We start from the raw sequence: 19,186 nt of genomic DNA, 5'->3' as shown, positions 1-19,186 counted from the left end.
CTAATCGCGCCCACGGACACTGCGGTCGGCTTCCCTGCATCCCACCCCTTTCCGTGCCTCCCACCCCGTTACGGACGCGCGGAAGGGGCCGGGGCGAACCGAAGGGGCCGGGTCGAGCGTTTTAGGCTGGACGGATGCGTCCGGTCACCCTCACCACCGCACGACTCGTCCTCCACGCCCCGACGGAGGCGGATGTCGACGCGATCACCGAGGCGTGCCAGGACCCGGAGATCGCGCGGTGGACGACGGTGCCCTCCCCCTACTTCCGGCAGGACGCGGAGGACTTCGTCGCCCTCGTCGAGCAGTGGTGGGAGGACGGCTCGCAGACCGTCTGGGGTGCCTACGCCGACGACGTCCTCGTGGGCATGGTCGGGCTCCACCACATCGGGGAGCATCCGGCCGGGGGCCATGCCGAGCTCGGCTACTGGGTCGTCGCCGACGCCCGCGGCCGCGGCTACCTCGTCGAGGCCGCGCGGGCCGTGCTCGACTGGGGCTTCGCAGAGCTCGGCCTCGCCCGCATCCGCTGGCAGGCCGTCGTGGGCAACGTCCCCTCCGCCCGCGCCGCCCGCGCCCTCGGCTTCCGCTTCGAGGGCACCATGCGCCAGGGACTCACCAGCCAGCGCGGACGGGACGACGGCTGGCTCGCCGGGCTGCTGCGCGAGGACGACCGGACGCCGGTCGAGTGGTCGGTGCTCTGACCGCACGTCCACGCGTGACAGCGTCGGACCCCGGTGACAGGATGGCTGCATGCCTGAGATGCCGGAGGTCGAAGGACTCGTCGCGTTCCTCGGCGAGCGCACTACCGGACGCACGATCACCCGTGCCTCCGTGGCCGCGATCGCCGCGCTGAAGACCTACGAGCCGCCGATCTCGGCACTGGAAGGCGCGGCGATCACCGGCGCGGAGCGCCGCGGCAAGTTCGTGGTGCTGTCCTGCGGGTCCGAGCTGCACCTCGTCTTCCACCTGGCGAAGGCCGGATGGCTGCGCTGGTACGACACTCTGCCGACCACGCTCCTCAAGCCGGGCAAGTCGCCCATCGCGCTGCGGATCGCCCTCGACGACGGCAGCGGCTTCGACCTGACCGAGGCCGGGACGAAGAAGTCGCTGGCCGTGTACGTGGTCCGCGACCCCGCCGAGGTGCCCGGCATCGCTCGGCTCGGCCCCGACCCGCTCGATCCGTCCTTCACGCGCGACGCCTTCGCCGCGCTGCTGGACGACCGTCGGATGCAGATCAAGGGGCTGCTCCGCGACCAGGGCGTGATCGCGGGCATCGGCAACGCCTACTCGGACGAGATCCTGCACGCGGCCCGCATGTCGCCGTATGCGATCGCCGGCACGCTGGACGACGCCGAGATCGACCGCCTGTTCGCGGCGATGCAGGAGACCCTCGCCGAGGCCGTCGCGGCCGCCGCGGGCAAACCTCCGGCTGACCTCAAGGACGCCAAGCGCCGCGGCATGCGGGTGCACGCCCGCCGGGGCGAGGCATGCCCGGTCTGCGGCGATGAGGTGCGCAGCGTGTTCTTCGCCGACCGCTCCCTGGAGTACTGCCCCACCTGTCAGACCGGCGGCAAGGTGCTCGCCGACCGGCGGCTCTCCCGCCTGCTCAAGTGAGGGGCGGGGAAGGGCCCCTGCCACGGAATGAAACGGGCGCGGACGCGTTGAGTACACTCAGAGCAGCAACGTGCTCCGGGGTCGGTGGGAATCCGAACCGGCGGTGACAGTCCGCGAGCGTTCCGAGTGATCGGGATGCCGATCCGGTGGAATTCCGGAACCGACGGTGATGCGAGGGACACCTCGCTAGTCCGGAAGGGAGGCAGCACGAGGCGCACGCGCGTGCGTCCGTTCCGCCACCCTGCAGCGACCCCGAGGCCGCAGAGAGGACGACGGATGGCAGTGACCGCGACAGAGCGCCGCGCGATGGATCGCGCGCTCGCCCTCGCGACCCGAGGCCCCCGCGGAGTCAATCCGCAGGTGGGCGCCGTGCTCCTCTCCCCCGACGGCGAGGTGCTGGCCGAGGGCTGGCACCGGGGCTCCGGCACTCCGCACGCCGAGGTCGACGCGCTGTCGAAGCTCGCGCCGAGCGCCGCACGCGGCGCGACCGCAGTCGTCACCCTCGAACCCTGCAACCACACCGGTCGCACCGGTCCGTGCGCGCTTGCGCTCATCGAGGCCGGGGTGGCCCGGGTCGTCTATGCCCTCGACGACCCGGGTGAGGTCTCCGGCGGCGGCGCAGAGCGGCTGCGCGCCGCGGGCGTCAGCGTCGAGTCCGGCGAACGAGCTGAGGAGGCACGCGCGCTGATCGGCGACTGGCTCTTCGCGGCACGGCGCGGCCGTCCGCACGTCACCGTCAAGTGGGCGCAGAGCCTCGACGGCAGGGCTGCGGCGGACGACGGCACCAGCCAGTGGATCACCGGCCCCGACGCGCGTGCCGACGTGCACCGGCGACGCGCCGCGGCCGACGCCATTGCGGTCGGCACGGGCACCGTGCTCGCCGACGACCCCGCGCTCACCGCCCGCGCCGGCGACGAGCTCCTTCCGCATCAGCCCGTCCCGGTCGTGATCGGCGCGCGGCCCACCCCTGCGGATGCGGCGGTGCACCGTCATCCGCACACGCCGTTGTTCTTCGACACGCACGACCTGTCGGCGGTCCTCGCCGCGCTGCACGAGCGCGGCATCCAGACGCTGTTCGTGGAGGGCGGCCCGACGCTCGCCAGCGCGTTCCTCGCCGCCGGGCTCGCGGACCGTGTGCTCGCCTATGTCGCCCCGGTCCTCCTGGGCGGGAGCCGCCTGGCCGTGACCGACATCGGCGTCCGCTCGATCGACCGGGCGCGCCGCCTCGTCGTGGACGAATGGCTGCCGTTGGGCGCAGACCTGCTCGCGATCGCGCATCCTGCGGACGCGGACGACCCGGACCACGCGGGCCCGGAGAAGGAGGGAAGCCTCTGATGTTCACCGGAATCATCGAGGAGATCGGCGAGATCACCGCCATCGCCGAGTCGGGCGACGGCTGGCGGCTCACCGTCCGCGCCCCGAAGGCGGCCGCCGACGCCGTGCACGGGGAGTCGATCGCGGTCTCCGGCGTCTGTCTGACCGTCGTCGGCTCCACGGCCGAGACCTTCGACGCCGACGTCATGAAGCAGACGCTCGACGTCGCGGCCCTCGGTACGGCGAGCGTCGGGACCAGGGTCAACATCGAGAAGGCGATGCCCGTCGGTGCGCGGCTCGGGGGGCACATCGTGCAGGGCCACGTCGACGGCACCGGTGTCGTGCTCGAGGTGCGCCCGGGCGCGCAGTGGAGCGTGCTCCGCATCAGCCTTCCGGACGACCTCGCGCCGCTCGTCGTCGACAAGGGCTCCATCTCGGTCGACGGCACCTCGCTGACCGTGAGCGCGGTGAGCCCTTCGACCCCTTCGACCCCTTCGACAGGCTCAGGGACCCACCCTTCGACAGGCTCAGGAACCCACCCTTCGACAAGCTCAGGGACCCAGGAGGGCTCAGGGACGCGGGGCGGGCACTGGTTCGAGGTGTCGCTCATCCCGGAGACCCTGGCGGCGACCACCCTCGGCACCCACGCGGTCGGCGACCGCGTGAACCTCGAGACCGACATCCTCGCGCGGCACGTCGAGCGCCTGCTCGCGTTCCGCGCCGCACCGGAAGGGGGCTCGCGATGAGCCTGGCAACCATCCCCGAGGCCCTGGAGGCGCTGCGCGCCGGCCGGCCCGTGCTCGTGGCCGACGACGAGAACCGCGAGAACGAGGGGGACGTCGTCCTCTCCGCCGAGCTCGCCACCCCCGAATGGGTGGCGTGGACGGTGCGCTGGTCGTCCGGCTTCATCTGCGCGCCGATGCCCACCGACCTCGCGGACAGCCTCAACCTCCCGCCGATGGTCGCGGCCAGTGAAGACGCCCGCTCCACCGCCTACACCGTGAGCGTCGACGCCGCGGAAGGGGTGACGACGGGGATCAGCGCGAGCGACCGCGCGCACACCCTCAACGTCCTGGCCGATCCGTCCTCGACGGCGACGAGCATCATCCGCCCCGGCCACGTGCTGCCGCTGCGGGCCGTCGACGGCGGTGTGCGCGAGCGCAGCGGTCACACGGAGGCCGCGGTCGAGCTCATGAAGCTCGCCGGCCTCCGGCCGGTCGGCGCGATCGCGGAGGTCGTCGCCGAGGACGGCAGCATGATGCGGCTTCCCGGGCTCCTCGAGCTGGGCGCCCGCGACGGCGTGCCGGTCATCACGATCGAGCAGCTCATCGCGCACCTCAACGAGATCGACCCGGACGGAGCGACGCCGGCTGCCCAGCGCGGACGCCGCGTGAGCCTGCGTGCCGACGCCACCGTGCCCACCGACCACGGCACGTTCCGCTTCCTCGCCTACAAGGACCGCGTCACCGGCACCGACCACATCGCCGTCGTGTCGGGCGAGCCGACCGAGACCGCCCTCGTGCGCGTGCACTCCGAGTGCCTGACCGGCGAGGCGTTCGGCTCCCAGAAATGCGAGTGCGGGCCGCAGCTCGACGCCGCGCTGGACGCGATCGACCGCGAGGGCGGCATCGTCATCTACATGCGCGGGCACGAGGGGCGCGGCATCGGGCTCATCAACAAGCTGCGCGCCTACAGCCTGCAGGAGGACGGCCTGGACACCGTCGACGCGAATCTGGCACTGGGGCTCCCGGCGGACGCCCGCGACTACGCCGCGGCGGCCGGGATCCTCACCGACCTGGGCGTCTCGAAGGTCCGGCTGCTGACCAACAACACCGACAAGGTGAACAAGCTGCGCGAGCTCGGCCTCGACGTCGTCGAGCAGGTGCCGCTGATCGTGGGCGTGGGCCCGAACAACCACCAGTACCTGGAGACCAAGCGCGACCGCATGGGTCACATCATCGGCGAAGCAGAGCTCGCCGAGGCCCTCGCGGCAGGAAAGGACGAGGAATGAGCGGCGCCGGAGCACCGAAGACGGGGAACATCGACGGGCGGGGGCTGGAGGTCGTCGTGATCGCCGGCACCTGGCACGAGGTGATCTCGAACGGCCTGATCGCCGGCGCCCAGCGGGTGCTCGACGAGGCGGGGGCGACGTATCGCCTGGTGCGAGTGCCCGGTTCGTTCGAGCTCGCCGTGGCCGCACAGGCCGCCTTCGCCGGCGGTGCAGACGCGGTGGTCGCTCTCGGGGTCATCATCCGCGGCGGCACGCCGCACTTCGAGTACGTCTCGGCGGCGGCGACCGACGGACTCACCCGCGTCTCCCTCGATGCCGGCAAGCCGGTCGGGTTCGGGCTGCTCACGCTCGACGACGAGAAGCAGGGGCTGGACCGCGCAGGCCTGGAGGGCTCGAAGGAGGACAAGGGAGCAGAGGCCGCGGACGCCGCGCTGCGCACCGCCCTCGTGATCCGCGAGCTGCGCGGCTGACTCCCTCCACCTCGCGCCCGATCGCGGGCGCGAGGTCAGGCATGCCTTGGTGGCGCGAAACGCCGCGCTCTCGTACGGTGAGGGCATGGAGACCCTGCGCCACATCGTGCTCTTCGTCCACCTCATCGGCTTCGCCGTGCTCTTCGGGGCCTGGGCGGCGCAGGCGTTCGGTGGCAAGCGGGTGTTCACGCGTCTGATGACCATCGGCATGACGATCGCCGCGGTCGCCGGCCTCGCCCTCGCCGCCCCGTGGGGCCTTCCCGAGGGCGTCGAGATGAACTACGCCAAGATCGGCACGAAGCTCGTCATCCTCCTCGCGATCGGCGCCCTGCTCGGGATCGGCACGGCGCGCCAGAAGCGCGACCAGGTGGTGCCGTCCGCGGTCTTCTGGCTCGTGGGCATCCTCACCGCGGTCAACGCGGCCATCGCCGCGATCTGGCGCTGAGGCGCGGATCAGCGGAGGCTGCGCTCCCAGAGTGCGGCTGACTGCTCCCCGACCCCGGCCGTGCGGATGCGCTGGCCGTTGCGTCCCCCGCGGGCGAACGTGGCCGTGACGCCCGGCGGGACATCGGAAGGCGCCACCGGGCGGGACGTCCAGGTGCAGTCGCGCACGTGCACGAGGTCTGCCGCCACCGCCGCTGGATCGTCGTCGTAGCGCCACGGCCCGGTCAGCGTCCCGAGCCAGAAGTACCCGTCGACGTCCCGCGTCCAGACGAGGGTTCCCGTCGGAAGCGCCGCGAACCGCTCCAGCCGCCGCGCGGCCCGCTCGCCATGACGGGCGTCGACGGCCGCGAGCGCCGCGGTCAGGGAACGGGGCGGGCTGTCGAGCCGCCCGCCCATGCCGCACGCCCCTTCGGCGAGCGCGCGCTCGACCGCGACCCCCGGGGCGACGGCATCGTCGCGGGAGCGCATCGGTGCCCGGTAGGCGATCGGGACATCGGCTCCGTCGTCGGTCATCGGACCGGCACCAGGGTCGCCTCGACATCGCGTCCGTCGACCACGACGTGCATCATCGTGTGCACGGGCTGCCGGCGCCGGTCGGTGGGAGAGCCCGGGTTGAGCAGCCGCAGTCCGTTCGGCGTCACGGTGTCCCACGGGATGTGCGAGTGTCCGAAGACCAGCAGCTCGGTGTCCGGGAAGGCGAGATCCATCCGCTTCTCCCGCCCCGTCGCGGCGCCCGTCTCGTGGATGACGGCGACGGCGGTGTCCTCCACGGTGAACCGCGCGATCTCGGGCAGCACCCGACGGATCTCAGGGCCGTCGTTGTTGCCGTGCACGCCGTGGAGCACGCGCGCGCGGGACTGGAGCAGCTCGACGGTGGCGAGATCGACCCAGTCCCCCGCGTGCACGACGACATCGGCCTCGTCGATGGCCTGGAGCACCGCGTCCGGCAGCCGCTTCGCCCGCTTCGGGACGTGCGTGTCGGCGAGGAGCAGCATCCGCGTGGTCATGGTCCTCCTCCGGCCGGCCTCCCCCGACTCTACGCGGGGGCACCGACGCGCTGGACCCCGTCCCGTCATCAACGTCCAGCGAACTCCCAGGAAGGCGTAGACTCGCCCGAGTCCGCTGGTATACCGGCGGAGGATCGGAGACCCCTTGAGCACCGCCACCACCCCCGCGAACCCCCGCTCGCGCGTCATCACCGCGAGCCTCGTCGGCACCACCATCGAGTTCTACGACTTCTACGTCTATGCGACGGCAGCCGTGCTCGTCTTCCCCACACTCTTCTTCCCGAGCACGAACGACACCGCGTCGCTGCTGTCGTCGTTCGCCGTCTTCGGCGCGGCGATGGTCGCCCGCCCGATCGGCGCCGTCGTCTTCGGTCACTTCGGCGACAAGTTCGGGCGCAAGGCGACTCTCGTCGCATCGCTCCTCACCATGGGTATCGCGACGTTCGTGATCGGTCTCCTGCCCACCTTCCAGCAGATCGGCTGGGTCGCCCCGCTGCTCCTACTGATCCTCCGTCTCGCCCAGGGCTTCGCGCTGGGTGGCGAGTGGTCGGGCGCGGCGCTGGTGGCCACCGAGAACGCCCCGAAGGGCAAGCGCGCCTGGTACGGCTCGTTCCCGCAGCTCGGCGCGCCGCTCGGGTTCATCATCGCGAACGGCATCTTCCTCGCCATCAACTTCGCGCTCCCCCATCCGGAGGACCCGGCGCTGAAGTCGGAGGCCTTCCTCTCCTGGGGCTGGCGTGTGCCGTTCCTGTTCTCCGCCGTCATGGTCATCATCGGCCTGTGGGTGCGGCTCCGGCTCGTCGAGTCGGACACGTTCAAGAAGGCGGAGAAGACCGGGGCCATCCGCAAGCTCCCGCTCGCGACCGTGTTCCGGCACCACTGGAAGCAGCTCATCCTCGGCACGTTCATCATGCTGGCGACGTACGTGCTGTTCTACCTGATGACGAACTTCACGCTCACCTACGGCACGAAGGCCGCCGACCTCGAGACCGCCTCGGCCGCCGCCCGTGCTGCCGCGGAGGCGACCGGAAAGGACTTCGACCCGAGCGCGTTCGCGGCGCAGTTCTACCCGGGCCTCGGCTTCGGCTACACGGACTTCGTGCTCATGCAGATCATCGGTGTCGTGTTCTTCGGGATCTTCACGCTGCTGTCCGGGCCGATCGCCGACGCCATCGGGCGCCGCAAGCTGCTGCTGTGGGTCACCGGACTCATCGTCGTCTTCGGCCTGTCGTTCAACATCTTCCTGCTCCCGCAGGCGGACCCGAAGTTCACCGGCGCTCTCACCCAGGCCTTCCTCGTGTTCGGCTTCATGCTCATGGGCACGACGTTCGGCCCGATGGGCGCCCTCCTGCCGGAGCTCTTCCCGACGAACGTGCGCTATTCCGGCTCGGCGATCGCGTACAACGTATCGTCGATCCTCGGTGCGGCCGTGGCGCCGTTCATCGCGGTGGCGCTGTGGGCGGCCGTCGGCGGCGAGCCCTGGCTCGTGGGACTGTACCTCTCGTCGATGGCGGTGCTGACCTTCATCGCGCTCATCTTCACCCCGGAGACGAAGGACCACGACTACGAGGACGACCTCGGTCTCGCCTCCGCCGTCGAGCTCTAGAGGCCGACCGAACGACAGGAACGGCTGCACTCCCTCGGGGGTGCAGCCGTTCTCGTCTTCCTCGCCCGACGCTCACAGCACCACGACGTGGCAGTACCGGCCCGCCGTCTTCGCCAGCCGGCGATCGGCCGTGAGCAGAGGGACGTCGAGGGCCTCCGCGAGCGCGACATAACCGGCGTCGTACGCGGAGACGTCACCGCGCAGCGACCAGATCCGCGGGATGAGCCGACGCAGCGGATGGCGGGTGATCTGCAGCGCTCCGAACGCGTCGAGAGCCTCATGAGCAGCATGCGCCGGCATCGAGGACCGCATCGTGAGGCGTCGGAGCACGGAGAGGACCTCGATATCGAGACCCGCGTGTGCATGGAACTCCTCGCCGTGCGTCCAGACCTCCTCGCCGAGCAGGGCCTCGATCGCCGCCGAGGCATCGAGCACGACCGCCTCGGACGTCCCGCTCACTCGCGCTCGTCCCGTTCGCGATCACGGGCGGCGAGGATGCCCTCGCGCGTCAGGGAGACGCCGGCCGCGCGCGCCCGTGCCCGCGACGCCTCGAGGACCTCGGCATTGCTGCGGTACCGGACGAGGTCTTCCAGCTCGCGCGCGACGTAGTCCGACAGGCTCATGCGTTCCGCCGCTGCACGCTCTTTGAGCCGGGCGTGAACCTCATCGGGCAGGTTCCTCACTTGCAGCATGCGAGCCATCCTGTCAGGATCGCATGCGCTCCACATGTGGGCAAGGCCGTGCTGTGGACAACGTGCTCGTCAACACTTCTTGACACCAGCCCACCGCGTCAATGAATATTGACGCGAAGGAGGTCCCCATGTCTCAACCGACCACCATCGCCGCGGCCGAGGGCGGCGAACCCCTCGCCGAGCTCCACCGCCTGGCCGCGCTGCGCACGGAGCTCGCACGCGCCGAAGAGGCCCAGGTCCGCCGCGCCCGCACGAGCGGCTACTCGTGGCAGGCGATCGCGAGCGCCCTCGGCGTCACCAAGCAGGCGGCACATCGGCGCTTCGGTCGCACCTGAGCCCATACAGCCGCCCCATAGGAAACGACCGTCCCCCGAGTACGGTCGAAGTACCATCTCCAGATCGAGGTCCCCCATGTCCCGCACGGCGACAGCACGCCGACGCGGACGGGGCGCACCGGCCGACGGGCCCCGCGCCACCTTCCGCCAGCTCCTGCCCTTCCTCTTCGAGCACAAGCGCACTCTCGTCGTCGTCGCCGTCCTCAGCGTGTTCGGCGCCGCGACCTCGCTCGTGCAGCCCCTCCTCGTCGGACAGGTCATCGAGGCCGTGCAATCCGACGGCACGATCGGCGTCCTCGTGTGGCTGCTCGTCGGCTTCGTGATCGTGTCGTCGATCATCTCGGGGTTCCAGCACTACCTGCTGCAGCGCACCGGCACCGCGGTCGTGTACTCCAGCCGCCGCAAGCTCATCGCCCGCATCCTGCACCTGCCGACGTCCGAGTTCGACGCCCGGCGCACCGGCGACCTCGTCTCGCGCGTCGGGACCGACACGACGCTCCTCTACGCCGTCCTCACGCAGGGGCTCGCCGACGCGGTCGGCAACGTCGTGCTCTTCGCGGGGGCGCTCATCGCGATGCTGCTCATCGACCCCGTGCTGCTGCTGCTCATCGTCGTGGTGATCGGCGTCTCCGTCGTGGTCGTCGTCGCCCTCAGCGGCCGGATCCGCACGGCGTCCACCGCCCAGCAGGAGAAGGTCGGCGAGCTGGCCTCGGGCGTCGAGCGCGCCGTCGGCTCCATCCGCACCATCCGGGCCTCCGGCGCGACCGAGCGGGAGACTGCGGCGGTGACGGAGCGGGCCTCCGAGGCCTACGGCATCGGCGTGCGCATCGCGAAGATCTCCTCGCTCGTGGTGCCGGTCGCCGGCATCGCCCTCCAGCTCTCCCTGCTCGTCGTGCTCGGCGTGGGCGGCTTCCGCGTCGCCGCCGGAGCCATCTCGATCGCGGCCCTCATCTCGTTCGTGATGTTCCTCTTCCTGCTGGTGATGCCCCTCGCCTCGACGTTCGGCGCGATCACCTCCGTCAACCAGGCCCTCGGCGCGCTCGGCCGCATCCAGGAGGTGCTCGACCTGCCCACCGAGACCCAGGACGATGCGGCCACCGCCGCGGCCCTCCCCCGTGACGAGGAGCCCGGTGCGGACGCCCCGGTCCTGGAGTTCCGCGACGTGCGCTTCCGCTACCCGGAGAACGTCGTCGCCGCCCGCCGCGCCGCCGCGAGGGAGGCGCAGACCCTGCTCGCCGACGCGCACCTGGAGCAGGCTGATGCCGCCCCCGACCCCCAGGACCACGAGGTGCTCCGTGGGGTGTCGTTCGCGGTCCCGCGCGGGGCACGGGTGGCGCTGGTCGGTCCCAGCGGGGCGGGGAAGAGCACCATCCTCTCCCTCATCGAGCGCTTCTACGACCCCACGGGCGGCTCCATCCGCCTGAAGGGGCACGACACCCGCACCTACGCGCGGGACGAGCTCCGCGCCCACTTCGGCTACGTCGAGCAGGACGCCCCGACTCTCGCCGGCACCCTCGCCGAGAACCTGCGGCTCGCCTCCCCCGACGCCACCGATGCGGACTGCGAACGCGTGCTCCGCGCCGTGAACCTCGGCGACGTGCTGGAGCGTAACCCCCTCGGGGTCGACGCCCCGGTCGGCGAGGACGGCGTGATGCTCTCCGGCGGCGAACGGCAGCGGCTCGCGATCGCCCGGGCGCTCCTCACCGACGCCCCGATCCTCCTGCTGGACGAGTCGACCTCGTCGCTCGACGGCGTGAACGAGCAGCGCATGCGCGAGGCCATCGACGCCGTCGCCACCGACCGCACGCTCGTCGTGATCGCGCACCGTCTGTCCACCGTCGTCGACAGCGACCTCATCGTGGTGCTGCAGGACGGCGTGGTCGTCGGACAGGGCACGCACGCCGAGCTCGTGGAGTCGACCCCGCTCTACCGCGACCTCGCCCGCCACCAGCTCCTCGCCTAACTCCCCCCTCCCCCCTCCTTCCCCCCTCTCCACCGCCGAGACCCCGCGTTTCCGCCGAGACCCCGCCTTCCGCACGTATGCGGGGCGGGGTCTCGACGCGAAACCGGGGTCTCGGCGGAAGTGGGTGCCACGAAGGCGGGGCGTCGGAGACCACTCAGCCATGGGTTCGTCTCTGATGCCCCGCCTTCGCGGGTCTGTCTCGACCCGGAGGCCGAGGGTGCCGGCTCCCCCGAACCGGCACCGGTCTGGGGGCTACGCCTTCGCGAGGCGGTAGCGCAGCGAAGCGAGCTCGGTGCGCAGGGCCGCCGGGACGCGGTCGCCGAAGGTGTCGTAGAACTCTTCCGTGAGGTCGGCCTCGGCCTTCCACGCCTCGGGGTCGACCGAGAAGAGCTCGTCGAGGTCTTCCGCGGGGATGTCGAGCCCGTCGAGGTTGAGGTCCTCCACGCGCGGCAGGCGTCCGATGGGGCTGTCCACCGCCGGCACGTCACCGGCCACGCGGCGGATGATCCAGTCGACGACACGGGAGTTGTCGCCGAAGCCGGGCCAGAGGAACCGGCCGTCCGCTCCGCGACGGAACCAGTTCACCTGGAAGATGCGCGGTGCACGGTCGAACCGCAGGCCACGGCCGACCTTCAGCCAGTGACCGAAGTAGTCGGCCATGTTGTAGCCGCAGAATGGCAGCATCGCGAAGGGGTCGCGGCGCAGCTCGCCGACCGTGCCCTCGGCGGCCGCCGTGCGCTCGGAGGAGATGTTCGAGCCCAGGAACACCCCGTGGGTCCAGTCGGTGGCCTCGACGACGAGCGGCACGTTGCTCGCGCGGCGTCCGCCGAACAGGATGACGTCGAGCGGCACGGCCTCCTCCCAGTCCTCGGAGATCTGCGGGCACTGGGCCGCCGACACCGTGAAGCGCGAGTTGGGGTGCGCCGCGGGACGACCGGAGTCGGGCGTCCAGTCGTTGCCCTCCCAGTCGATGAGGTTCGCGGGCGCCTCGTCGGTCAGGCCCTCCCACCACACGTCACCGTCGGGGCGGAGCGCGACGTTGGTGAAGATCGTGTTGCCCCACAGCGTCTCGACCGCGGTGACGTTGGTCGACTCTCCAGTGCCGGGCGCGACGCCGAAGAAGCCGGCCTCCGGGTTGATCGCCCAGAGTCGTCCGTCCTCGCCGGGGCGGATCCAGGCGATGTCGTCGCCGAGGGTCTCGACCTTCCAGCCCGGGATCGTCGGACGCAGCATCGCGAGGTTGGTCTTGCCACACGCCGACGGGAACGCGGCGGCGACGTGGTACGCCTTGCCCTGCGGGTCGATCACGCGGATGAGGAGCATGTGCTCAGCGAGCCAGCCCTCGTCACGGGCGATCACCGACGCGATGCGCAGCGCGAAGCACTTCTTCGCGAGGATCGCGTTGCCGCCGTAGCCCGAGCCGTACGAGTAGACCTCGAGGGTCTCCGGGAAGTGCACGATGTACTTGTCGTCGTTGCAGGGCCACTCGACGTCCGGCTCGCCCGCCTCCAGCGGAGCGCCGACGGAGTGCACGGTCTTGACCCAGGGCGCGCCCTCGGCGATCTGGCGGGTGACCTCGTCGCCCACGCGGGTCATGATGCCGATCGACGCGACGGCGTAGGCGCTGTCGGTGATCTGCACGCCGATGTGCGACAGGGGGCCGCCGACGCGACCCATCGAGAACGGCACGACGTACATCGTGCGGCCGCGCATCGAGCCCTCGAAGATCTCGTCCATCTTCGCGTGCATCTCGGCGGGGTCGGCCCAGTTGTTGGTGGGGCCGGCGTCCTCCTCGCGCTCCGAGGCGATGAAGGTGCGCGCCTCGGTGCGGGCGACGTCGCTGGGGTGCGAGCGCGCCAGGTACGAGCCGGGACGCCACTCGGGGTTCAGCTTGATGAGCTTGCCCTCGTCGACGAGTCCGCGCAGCAGCCAGTCGTTCTCGGCACGCGAGCCGTCCACCCAGTGCACGGCGTCCGGCTGCGTGAGCGCGCGGATCTCCTCGACCCAGGCGGCGAGCTCCGCCATCGCAGGGGTGTCGTAGGAGGGGGCGGTGCCGAACGTGCGCGTCGGGGCGACAGGGGACGTGCGAGGGGTGAGAACTTCGGCCATGGCCATGACTGCTCCTTCGAAGTGTGGGGCGTTGCTTCCATCTTCTTCGCCCTCGGCGCGGACTTTCGGCCAAATCGAGCGATAAGAATCACACTTCTTTCGCTAGACTCAAACTATGGCGTCCTCCGGCATCCACCTCACGACCCTCGGCCACCGCATCCGGCACCGCCGCCTGGAGAAGGGCTACACGCTCGATGAGCTCGGAGCCCTCGTCGGGGTCGCCGGCTCCCAGCTCAGCCTCATCGAGAACGGCAAGCGCGAGCCCAAGCTGTCGCTCCTCCAGGCGATCGCACAGGCCACCGGCACGGAGGTGACCGATCTCATCTCCGGCGAGCCGCCGAACCGCCGCGCGGCCCTGGAGATCGAGCTGGAGCGGGCGCAGGAGAGTCCGGTGTTCCGTCAGCTCGGGGTCTCGCCCGTCCGCGTCACGAAGGGCATGAGCGATGAGACCATCGAGTCCATCCTCGGGCTGCACCGCGAGCTGCAGCGCCGCGAGCGCGAGGCCATCGCGACCCCGGAGGAGGCCCGTCGCGCCAACACGGAGCTGCGCCTGCGCATGCGCGCGCAGAACAACTACCTCCCGGACATCGAGAAGCTCGCGGAGAAGCAGCTCAAGGCGGCCGGCCATTCGCAGGGCGCCCTGACCCACCGCACCGTGAGCATCATGGCCGAGAAGCTCGGCTTCGAGCTCATCTACGTCAACGACCTGCCGCACTCGACGCGCTCGGTCACCGACCTCGAGAACGGCCGCATCTACCTGCCCCCGGCGTCCATCCCCGGCGGACACGGCCTGCGGTCCATGGCGCTGCAGGCCATGGCGCACCGCCTGCTCGGGCACACGCCGCCGACCGACTACGCCGACTTCCTGCAGCAGCGCCTGGAGATCAACTACTTCGCCGCGTGCTGCCTGATGCCGGAGACCGCCGCGGTGGCCTTCCTGCAGCAGGCGAAGAAGGACCGCAACCTCGCGGTGGAGGACTTCCGTGACGGGTTCGGCGTGACGCACGAGGCCGCCGGCATGCGGATGACCAACCTGCTCACGCAGCACCTCGGCATGTCGTTGCACTTCCTGCGCGTCGACTCGACCGGCGCCATCACGCGCGTCTACGAGAACGACGACCTGCCCCTGCCGATGGACGTGACGGGCGCGGTGGAGGGACAGCGGGTGTGCCGGAAGTTCCAGGCCCGCTCCGCCTTCACGGAGCAGAACCGCACCGTCGAGCACCACCAGTACACCGACACCCCCTCCGGCACGTTCTGGTGCTCCACGCAGACCGGATCGTCGAGCGAGGGCGAGTTCTCCGTCACGGTCGGCGTGCCGTTCGACGATGCCCGGTGGTGGCGCGGACGCGAGACGAACGACAGGGCCGTGTCGACCTGCCCCGACGAGGCGTGCTGCCGTCGTCCGTCGCCCGAGCTCACGGAGCGCTGGAAGGGCCGGGCGTGGCCGAGCGCCCGCGTGCACACCCACATGTTCTCGCCGCTCCCCCGCGGCATGTTCCCCGGTGTGGACGACAACGAGGTCTACAACTTCCTCGGCCGCCACGCGAGCGAGTGACGTCGACCCATCCCCTTGCGTGCGCCCCGGCCTGTTACGAACGTCCGTAGGGGGCCGGGAGGCGCGGAAAGGGGTGGTTCGGCGAGGGGTCAGGCGAGGAACGCGGCGAAGCGGGCGAGTGCGGTGGTGACGGCGGCGGGGTCCTCGGGGGGCTCGAAGAGAGTCGGAGGGGTGGTGTGCGCGGCGGCGGCGTGCGTCCAGCAGCCGATCACGCGGCCGTGCTCCACCACGGTCGCCCGGACCATCCCGTTCTTCCCCGGTCCGACGGCGGGGAGGTGTTCCGGAGCGCAGACGACGGTGCGGTCGGCGTAGGAGATGTAGTACTCGTCGAAGGCTCCGAGGGCGAACACGGACGGCCGGCCCGCCGCGCGCCGGGGTGGGGTGCGGCCGACGAAGACCCCGTCCTCGACCTCGGTCACCCTGGCCGCCGCGCGCTCCGCCGCCTCCCGAGACCGCCCGAGCGTCAGCCCCGACCACCACGCGAAGTCCGCGACCCCGGCGGGCCCGTGTCCCTCGACGTAGCGGACGAACAGCTCGGCCAGCGGGTCTTCCGGGCGGGCGTGATCGCGGATGTGGTCCGCCGCGAGCACGAACCGCTGCTCCCGCGTGATGCCCTCCCGCGGCACGACCGGCCCCTGCACGAGCACGCCCGCGACCGTCAGCGCGAACAGCAGGTGGATGCCGCGCTGCCCTGAGGGGTCGATGCCGATGCCCTCGAGCACCGGGAAGATCTCGCTCCGGGTGAGGCCGCCGTCACGGAGCCGCGGCGTGAGCTCCCGGACGACCGTGTCGATCATGTCGTCGTCGATGCCGAGCTGCCGCTGTCGGGAGGCCGCCTGCTGCTGCTGCCGTGCGGCCGTGACCTCCAGCACCCAGCCGAGGTCGCGTGCGGGGATCGTGTGCAGCGTCCCCCGCATGGTCCAGGCCCGGACGAGGTCCCCACGGTCGAACGCGGCGTCGACGTCCCGAAGCCGTACATTGCCCTTCGTCCGCACGGCCAGCGCCCACCGTCCGGCCGTGAAGTCCTGGCTCTGCGTCGCGAGCAGCCGCGCCGCCGCCCCCGTCACGTCCGCCGCCGGCGCCGTGAGCCCTTGGAACCGCAGCCGCTCCTCCCGCCATCGTGAGGTCTTCATGCCCCTCATCATGCCGCGACCCACCCCCTTTCGCGCGCCCCGGCCCGTTGCGTGCGCGCGCAGGGGGCCGGGTCGAGCGGAAGGGTGTGGGTCGACGGTCAGAGGGTGACTTCGCGGCGGGCGGGGAGGACGACGGGGTGCGAACCCGCCATGGTCTCCAGCACCCGGATCACCTGGCAGGAGTAGCCGAACTCGTTGTCGTACCAGACGTAGAGGATGAGGGTGTCTTCGTCGGCGATCGTGGCCAGGCCGTCGACGATGCCCGCGCGGTGCGAGCCGACGAAGTCCGTGGAGACCACCTCGGGGCTCTCCACGTAGTCGATCTGCTGCCGGAGCTTCGAGTGCAGCGAGACCCGGCGCAGGTAGTCGTTGACCTGGTCCTTGGTGGCGGGGCGCTCCAGCGTGAGGTGCAGCACCGCGAGCGAGACGTCCGGCGTGGGGACGCGGATCGCGCTGCCTGTGAGCTTGCCCTCCAGCTGCGGGAGGGCCTTGGCCACGGCCTTCGCCGCCCCGGTCTCGGTGATGACCATGTTCAGCACGGCGGAGCGGCCGCGGCGGTCGCCCTTGTGGAAGTTGTCGATGAGGTTCTGGTCGTTCGTGAACGAGTGCACGGTCTCGACGTGGCCCTTCACGACGCCGTAGGCCTCGTCGATCGCGGCGAGCACCGGGGTGATGGCGTTGGTCGTGCACGACGCCGCGGAGACGATGCGGTCCTCGTCGGTGATCGTGTCGTCGTTGATGCCCTGCACGATGTTCTTCAGCGGGCCCTTGCCGGGGGCGGTCAGCAGCACGCGGGCGACGCCCTTCGCGCGGAGGTGCTGGGAGAGCCCCGCCTCGTCACGCCAGCGGCCGGTGTTGTCGACGACGATCGCGTCGTCGATGCCGTAGGCGGTGTAGTCGACGGCGGCCGGGTCGTCGGAGTAGATGACCTGGATGCGCGTGCCGTTGGCGATGATCTGCTCGGCATCCTCGTCCACCGTGACCGAGCCCGCGAAGCGGCCGTGCACCGAGTCGCGCAGCAGCAGCGACGCGCGCTTGACGAGGTCGTTCTCGGAGCCGCGGCGCACGACGATGGCGCGGAGCCGGAGTCCGCTCCCGCCGCCGGTGTGCGCGATGAGGATGCGGGCCAGCAGGCGGCCGATGCGCCCGAAGCCGTAGAGCACGACGTCGGTCGGCGGCGCCGGGACCGCGCCGACGGCCGGGGCCAGGGTCTCGGCCAGGTACTCCTCGAGCGGGCGGCCGCTCTCCGCGTACCCTTCCACGAGGCGGGCCACGTCGATCGACGAGGCGCCGGGGGCCAGGGCGTGGATGCCCTCGAGCACGGCCAAGCTGTCCTCGACCTCGAGGCGCTCGTGCCCGAGCTGGGCCACGCGCTCGTGCACCTCGACGAGGCCGGTCGCCGAGAGTCCGAGCAGGCGGTGGCCGTGCAACGAGGTGACCACGTCGCGCTCGCGCTTGAGAGCCCCGATGAGCGGGATCATCCGCTCCGCCAGCTCTTCGCTCGCCGTCCATTCGTCGCGGTGTGCCGCGGAATCGTTCATCTGCGTCCTTGCATGTGTGAGCGCGCGCCGAGATCGCCGGCGCGCACGAGGTTGCCGGGGTGTTCGGGGGATGACTCCAGGGTACAAGCCGCGGAACCGCGCGCCGAATCGGCCGGCGCGGGGCCTCCCGCACACCAGAGTTTTACGTCTACACTGGTGGAATAATGAGCAGCGCACTCCTCGGCGACGACGCCGACCTCCTCGTCCGCGGCGGCCGGATCCACACCGTCGACGCCACCGATTCCGTCGCCACCGCGATCGCCGTCCGGGACGGGGTGATCGTCGCCACCGACGCCGCTGCCGAAGCCCTCTCGGCCCGCGAAGTGGTGCAGCTCGACGGTCGCACCGCGATCCCCGGTGTCAACGACGCCCACCTCCACGCCGCCTGGCTGGGCGCACGCTGGCCGCACCTGTTCTTCTCCGACACCCCGCCCGAGGAGCAGCCCACCGGCCGCCTCGTGGCCACGGCCGACGAGCGACGCGCGGCCCTGCGCCGGGCCTGGGCGCTCCTCGCGGAGCTCGGCGTCACGAGCTACACGGAGCCGGGCATCGGCCCCGGAGAGGACCGCGGTGAGACCGGCTGCTTCGGCACCAACATGCTCGACGCGTACGTGGAGCTGCACCGGGAGGGCGCGCAGACCTCGCGCGTGACACTGCTGCGTCTGTTCGGGACGATCGACGGCGAGAGCTCCCTGGAGGACTTCGCCGCCGGACTCCCGGTGCCGCCCCCGTCGACCGATTCCCGCTGGCTCGCGATCCCCGGCGTGAAGATCTTCGCCGACGGCATCCCGCCGATGGCCACCGCCTGGACGTCGGACCCCTACCCCGACGGGACGACCGGGCATCTCCTCACGCGCGGCGATGCGGATCCGCTCAGCGCCTTCCAGCAGATGATCGCGCTGGCCGCCGGTCGCGGCCTCCAGATCGCGGTGCACGCCACCGGCGACCGCTCGATCGAGGAGTTCCTGACCGCACTGGAACGGCACGGCCAGACGCCCCCGCCGCCGGCGCCCCACCACATCGTGCACGGCGACCTCGCGACCCCCGCGCAGATCCGTCGCGCGGAACGCCTCGGCGTCGGCTTCGCCGTGCAGCCCCTCATCGCCGCCCACACGCACTCCTGGGCGGCGGTGCAGCTCGGCGAGGTCCGGGTCGCCGCCGCGTGGCCGCTGGCCGAGATGCTCTCCACCGGGGCGCTGACCACCGTGACGAGCGACGCCCCGATCGCCACGCCGGACTGGCGCCACAGCCTCGACGCGTCCCTCGCCCTCCTCGCCGCCGACGGCCGCGCGGACGACGCCGCGACCCGGCGCCGGCTGCTGCGCACCATGACGGCCGACGCCGCGATCCAGGACGGCGCCGCGAGCTGGAAGGGCACCCTCGAGCCCGGCA

Annotated in this window: 19 protein-coding genes and 1 riboswitch; of the genes, 12 read left to right on the top strand and 7 right to left on the bottom strand. The window is 71.4% G+C overall.

Translation table 11 applies throughout. The annotated features are described in order from the left end of the window. The first annotated feature begins 134 nt into the window (after nt 1-134). The 7 genes from AUV07_RS02200 to AUV07_RS02170 all read left to right on the top strand — a co-directional run bounded on the left by AUV07_RS02200 (nt 135) and on the right by AUV07_RS02170 (nt 5,851). On the top strand, nt 135-698 hold the full coding sequence (locus AUV07_RS02200; RefSeq protein WP_062633502.1) for a GNAT family N-acetyltransferase: 564 nt from the start codon (nt 135-137) through the stop codon (nt 696-698). A 49-nt stretch (nt 699-747) separates the two neighbouring features. Beyond that, nucleotides 748-1,611, top strand: coding sequence for an Fpg/Nei family DNA glycosylase (locus AUV07_RS02195; protein WP_062633500.1), 864 nt, complete (start codon nt 748-750; stop codon nt 1,609-1,611). 67 nt (nt 1,612-1,678) lie between these two features. Next, a riboswitch (FMN riboswitch) is annotated at nt 1,679-1,823 on the top strand. A 64-nt stretch (nt 1,824-1,887) separates the two neighbouring features. After that, entirely contained in the window at nt 1,888-2,946 is a 1,059-nt protein-coding gene (gene ribD, locus AUV07_RS02190; RefSeq protein ID WP_062633498.1) for a bifunctional diaminohydroxyphosphoribosylaminopyrimidine deaminase/5-amino-6-(5-phosphoribosylamino)uracil reductase RibD, read from the top strand. Continuing rightward, nucleotides 2,946-3,671 (top strand): riboflavin synthase, encoded by a 726-nt coding sequence (locus tag AUV07_RS02185; RefSeq protein ID WP_062633496.1) that lies wholly within the window; start codon nt 2,946-2,948, stop codon nt 3,669-3,671. The genes ribD and AUV07_RS02185 overlap by 1 nt, the downstream gene beginning before the upstream one ends. After that, nucleotides 3,668-4,936: a GTP cyclohydrolase II gene (ribA, locus tag AUV07_RS02180; RefSeq protein ID WP_025103904.1), complete on the top strand. Its 1,269-nt coding sequence runs from the start codon at nt 3,668-3,670 to the stop codon at nt 4,934-4,936. Before AUV07_RS02185 ends, ribA begins: the two co-directional genes overlap by 4 nt. Further along, the gene (gene ribH, locus AUV07_RS02175; RefSeq protein WP_062633494.1) at nt 4,933-5,406 is read left to right on the top strand and encodes a 6,7-dimethyl-8-ribityllumazine synthase; all 474 of its coding nucleotides are present in this window, start codon (nt 4,933-4,935) and stop codon (nt 5,404-5,406) included. The genes ribA and ribH overlap by 4 nt, the downstream gene beginning before the upstream one ends. Nucleotides 5,407-5,491: 85 nt before the next feature. Continuing rightward, the gene (locus AUV07_RS02170; protein ID WP_062633800.1) at nt 5,492-5,851 is read left to right on the top strand and encodes a hypothetical protein; all 360 of its coding nucleotides are present in this window, start codon (nt 5,492-5,494) and stop codon (nt 5,849-5,851) included. Between the two features lie 8 nt (nt 5,852-5,859). On the opposite strand, the gene AUV07_RS02165 is transcribed toward AUV07_RS02170, so the two are convergent. Together AUV07_RS02165 and AUV07_RS02160 are read right to left on the bottom strand one after the other, a co-directional pair. Next, nucleotides 5,860-6,363, bottom strand: a complete 504-nt coding sequence (locus AUV07_RS02165; protein ID WP_062633492.1) for a hypothetical protein — start codon at nt 6,361-6,363, stop codon at nt 5,860-5,862. Further along, a complete protein-coding gene (locus AUV07_RS02160) occupies nt 6,360-6,857 on the bottom strand; it encodes a metallophosphoesterase family protein (RefSeq protein WP_062633489.1) in 498 nt (165 codons plus the stop codon). Before AUV07_RS02160 ends, AUV07_RS02165 begins: the two co-directional genes overlap by 4 nt. Nucleotides 6,858-7,002: 145 nt before the next feature. Here AUV07_RS02160 and AUV07_RS02155 point away from each other — a divergent pair, with 145 nt between their 5' ends. Beyond that, on the top strand, nt 7,003-8,463 hold the full coding sequence (locus AUV07_RS02155; RefSeq protein WP_060923458.1) for an MFS transporter: 1,461 nt from the start codon (nt 7,003-7,005) through the stop codon (nt 8,461-8,463). Nucleotides 8,464-8,535: 72 nt separating this feature from the next. Here AUV07_RS02155 and AUV07_RS02150 read toward each other — a convergent pair whose 3' ends face one another. Then, a complete protein-coding gene (locus AUV07_RS02150) occupies nt 8,536-8,922 on the bottom strand; it encodes a type II toxin-antitoxin system VapC family toxin (RefSeq protein ID WP_082802820.1) in 387 nt (128 codons plus the stop codon). Next, nucleotides 8,919-9,164 (bottom strand): FitA-like ribbon-helix-helix domain-containing protein, encoded by a 246-nt coding sequence (locus tag AUV07_RS02145; protein WP_126894495.1) that lies wholly within the window; start codon nt 9,162-9,164, stop codon nt 8,919-8,921. The genes AUV07_RS02150 and AUV07_RS02145 overlap by 4 nt, the downstream gene beginning before the upstream one ends. 119 nt (nt 9,165-9,283) lie before the next feature. Between AUV07_RS02145 and AUV07_RS02140 the strand changes: the two genes are divergently transcribed. After that, nucleotides 9,284-9,490, top strand: a complete 207-nt coding sequence (locus AUV07_RS02140; protein ID WP_062633485.1) for a hypothetical protein — start codon at nt 9,284-9,286, stop codon at nt 9,488-9,490. Nucleotides 9,491-9,566: 76 nt separating this feature from the next. Continuing rightward, nucleotides 9,567-11,453: an ABC transporter ATP-binding protein gene (locus AUV07_RS02135; protein WP_062633482.1), complete on the top strand. Its 1,887-nt coding sequence runs from the start codon at nt 9,567-9,569 to the stop codon at nt 11,451-11,453. A 252-nt stretch (nt 11,454-11,705) separates the two neighbouring features. On the opposite strand, the gene AUV07_RS02130 is transcribed toward AUV07_RS02135, so the two are convergent. Next, complete coding sequence (locus tag AUV07_RS02130; protein WP_025103894.1) at nt 11,706-13,568, bottom strand: phosphoenolpyruvate carboxykinase (GTP); 1,863 nt, start codon at nt 13,566-13,568, stop codon at nt 11,706-11,708. Nucleotides 13,569-13,677: 109 nt separating this feature from the next. Here AUV07_RS02130 and AUV07_RS02125 point away from each other — a divergent pair, with 109 nt between their 5' ends. After that, the gene (locus AUV07_RS02125; protein WP_025103893.1) at nt 13,678-15,120 is read left to right on the top strand and encodes an XRE family transcriptional regulator; all 1,443 of its coding nucleotides are present in this window, start codon (nt 13,678-13,680) and stop codon (nt 15,118-15,120) included. A gap of 89 nt (nt 15,121-15,209) precedes the next feature. On the opposite strand, the gene AUV07_RS02120 is transcribed toward AUV07_RS02125, so the two are convergent. Further along, entirely contained in the window at nt 15,210-16,253 is a 1,044-nt protein-coding gene (locus AUV07_RS02120; RefSeq protein ID WP_062633480.1) for a winged helix DNA-binding domain-containing protein, read from the bottom strand. 98 nt (nt 16,254-16,351) lie between these two features. Then, nucleotides 16,352-17,794 (bottom strand): glyceraldehyde-3-phosphate dehydrogenase, encoded by a 1,443-nt coding sequence (locus tag AUV07_RS02115; protein ID WP_062633478.1) that lies wholly within the window; start codon nt 17,792-17,794, stop codon nt 16,352-16,354. A 164-nt stretch (nt 17,795-17,958) separates the two neighbouring features. Between AUV07_RS02115 and AUV07_RS02110 the strand changes: the two genes are divergently transcribed. Further along, on the top strand, nt 17,959-19,186 hold a 1,228-nt coding region (locus AUV07_RS02110), incomplete at its 3' end, for an amidohydrolase family protein (RefSeq protein WP_062633475.1).

It is taken from the genome of Microbacterium sp. CH1 (assembly GCF_001595495.1).
Lineage (GTDB): Bacteria > Actinomycetota > Actinomycetes > Actinomycetales > Microbacteriaceae > Microbacterium.
This window is presented reverse-complemented; position numbering and strand designations above follow the sequence as displayed.

What these genes read in the sequence shown, in the direction of transcription:
- AUV07_RS02200 (WP_062633502.1), top strand. Translation starts at nt 135, where the DNA reads ATGCGTCCGGTCACCCTCACCACCGCACGACTCGTCCTCCACGCCCCG.
- AUV07_RS02195 (WP_062633500.1), top strand. Translation starts at nt 748, where the DNA reads ATGCCTGAGATGCCGGAGGTCGAAGGACTCGTCGCGTTCCTCGGCGAG.
- ribD (WP_062633498.1), top strand. Translation starts at nt 1,888, where the DNA reads ATGGCAGTGACCGCGACAGAGCGCCGCGCGATGGATCGCGCGCTCGCC.
- AUV07_RS02185 (WP_062633496.1), top strand. Translation starts at nt 2,946, where the DNA reads ATGTTCACCGGAATCATCGAGGAGATCGGCGAGATCACCGCCATCGCC.
- ribA (WP_025103904.1), top strand. Translation starts at nt 3,668, where the DNA reads ATGAGCCTGGCAACCATCCCCGAGGCCCTGGAGGCGCTGCGCGCCGGC.
- ribH (WP_062633494.1), top strand. Translation starts at nt 4,933, where the DNA reads ATGAGCGGCGCCGGAGCACCGAAGACGGGGAACATCGACGGGCGGGGG.
- AUV07_RS02170 (WP_062633800.1), top strand. Translation starts at nt 5,492, where the DNA reads ATGGAGACCCTGCGCCACATCGTGCTCTTCGTCCACCTCATCGGCTTC.
- AUV07_RS02165 (WP_062633492.1), bottom strand. Translation starts at nt 6,363, where the DNA reads ATGACCGACGACGGAGCCGATGTCCCGATCGCCTACCGGGCACCGATG.
- AUV07_RS02160 (WP_062633489.1), bottom strand. Translation starts at nt 6,857, where the DNA reads ATGACCACGCGGATGCTGCTCCTCGCCGACACGCACGTCCCGAAGCGG.
- AUV07_RS02145 (WP_126894495.1), bottom strand. Translation starts at nt 9,164, where the DNA reads ATGGCTCGCATGCTGCAAGTGAGGAACCTGCCCGATGAGGTTCACGCC.
- AUV07_RS02140 (WP_062633485.1), top strand. Translation starts at nt 9,284, where the DNA reads ATGTCTCAACCGACCACCATCGCCGCGGCCGAGGGCGGCGAACCCCTC.
- AUV07_RS02135 (WP_062633482.1), top strand. Translation starts at nt 9,567, where the DNA reads ATGTCCCGCACGGCGACAGCACGCCGACGCGGACGGGGCGCACCGGCC.
- AUV07_RS02130 (WP_025103894.1), bottom strand. Translation starts at nt 13,568, where the DNA reads ATGGCCATGGCCGAAGTTCTCACCCCTCGCACGTCCCCTGTCGCCCCG.
- AUV07_RS02125 (WP_025103893.1), top strand. Translation starts at nt 13,678, where the DNA reads ATGGCGTCCTCCGGCATCCACCTCACGACCCTCGGCCACCGCATCCGG.
- AUV07_RS02120 (WP_062633480.1), bottom strand. Translation starts at nt 16,253, where the DNA reads ATGAAGACCTCACGATGGCGGGAGGAGCGGCTGCGGTTCCAAGGGCTC.
- AUV07_RS02115 (WP_062633478.1), bottom strand. Translation starts at nt 17,794, where the DNA reads ATGAACGATTCCGCGGCACACCGCGACGAATGGACGGCGAGCGAAGAG.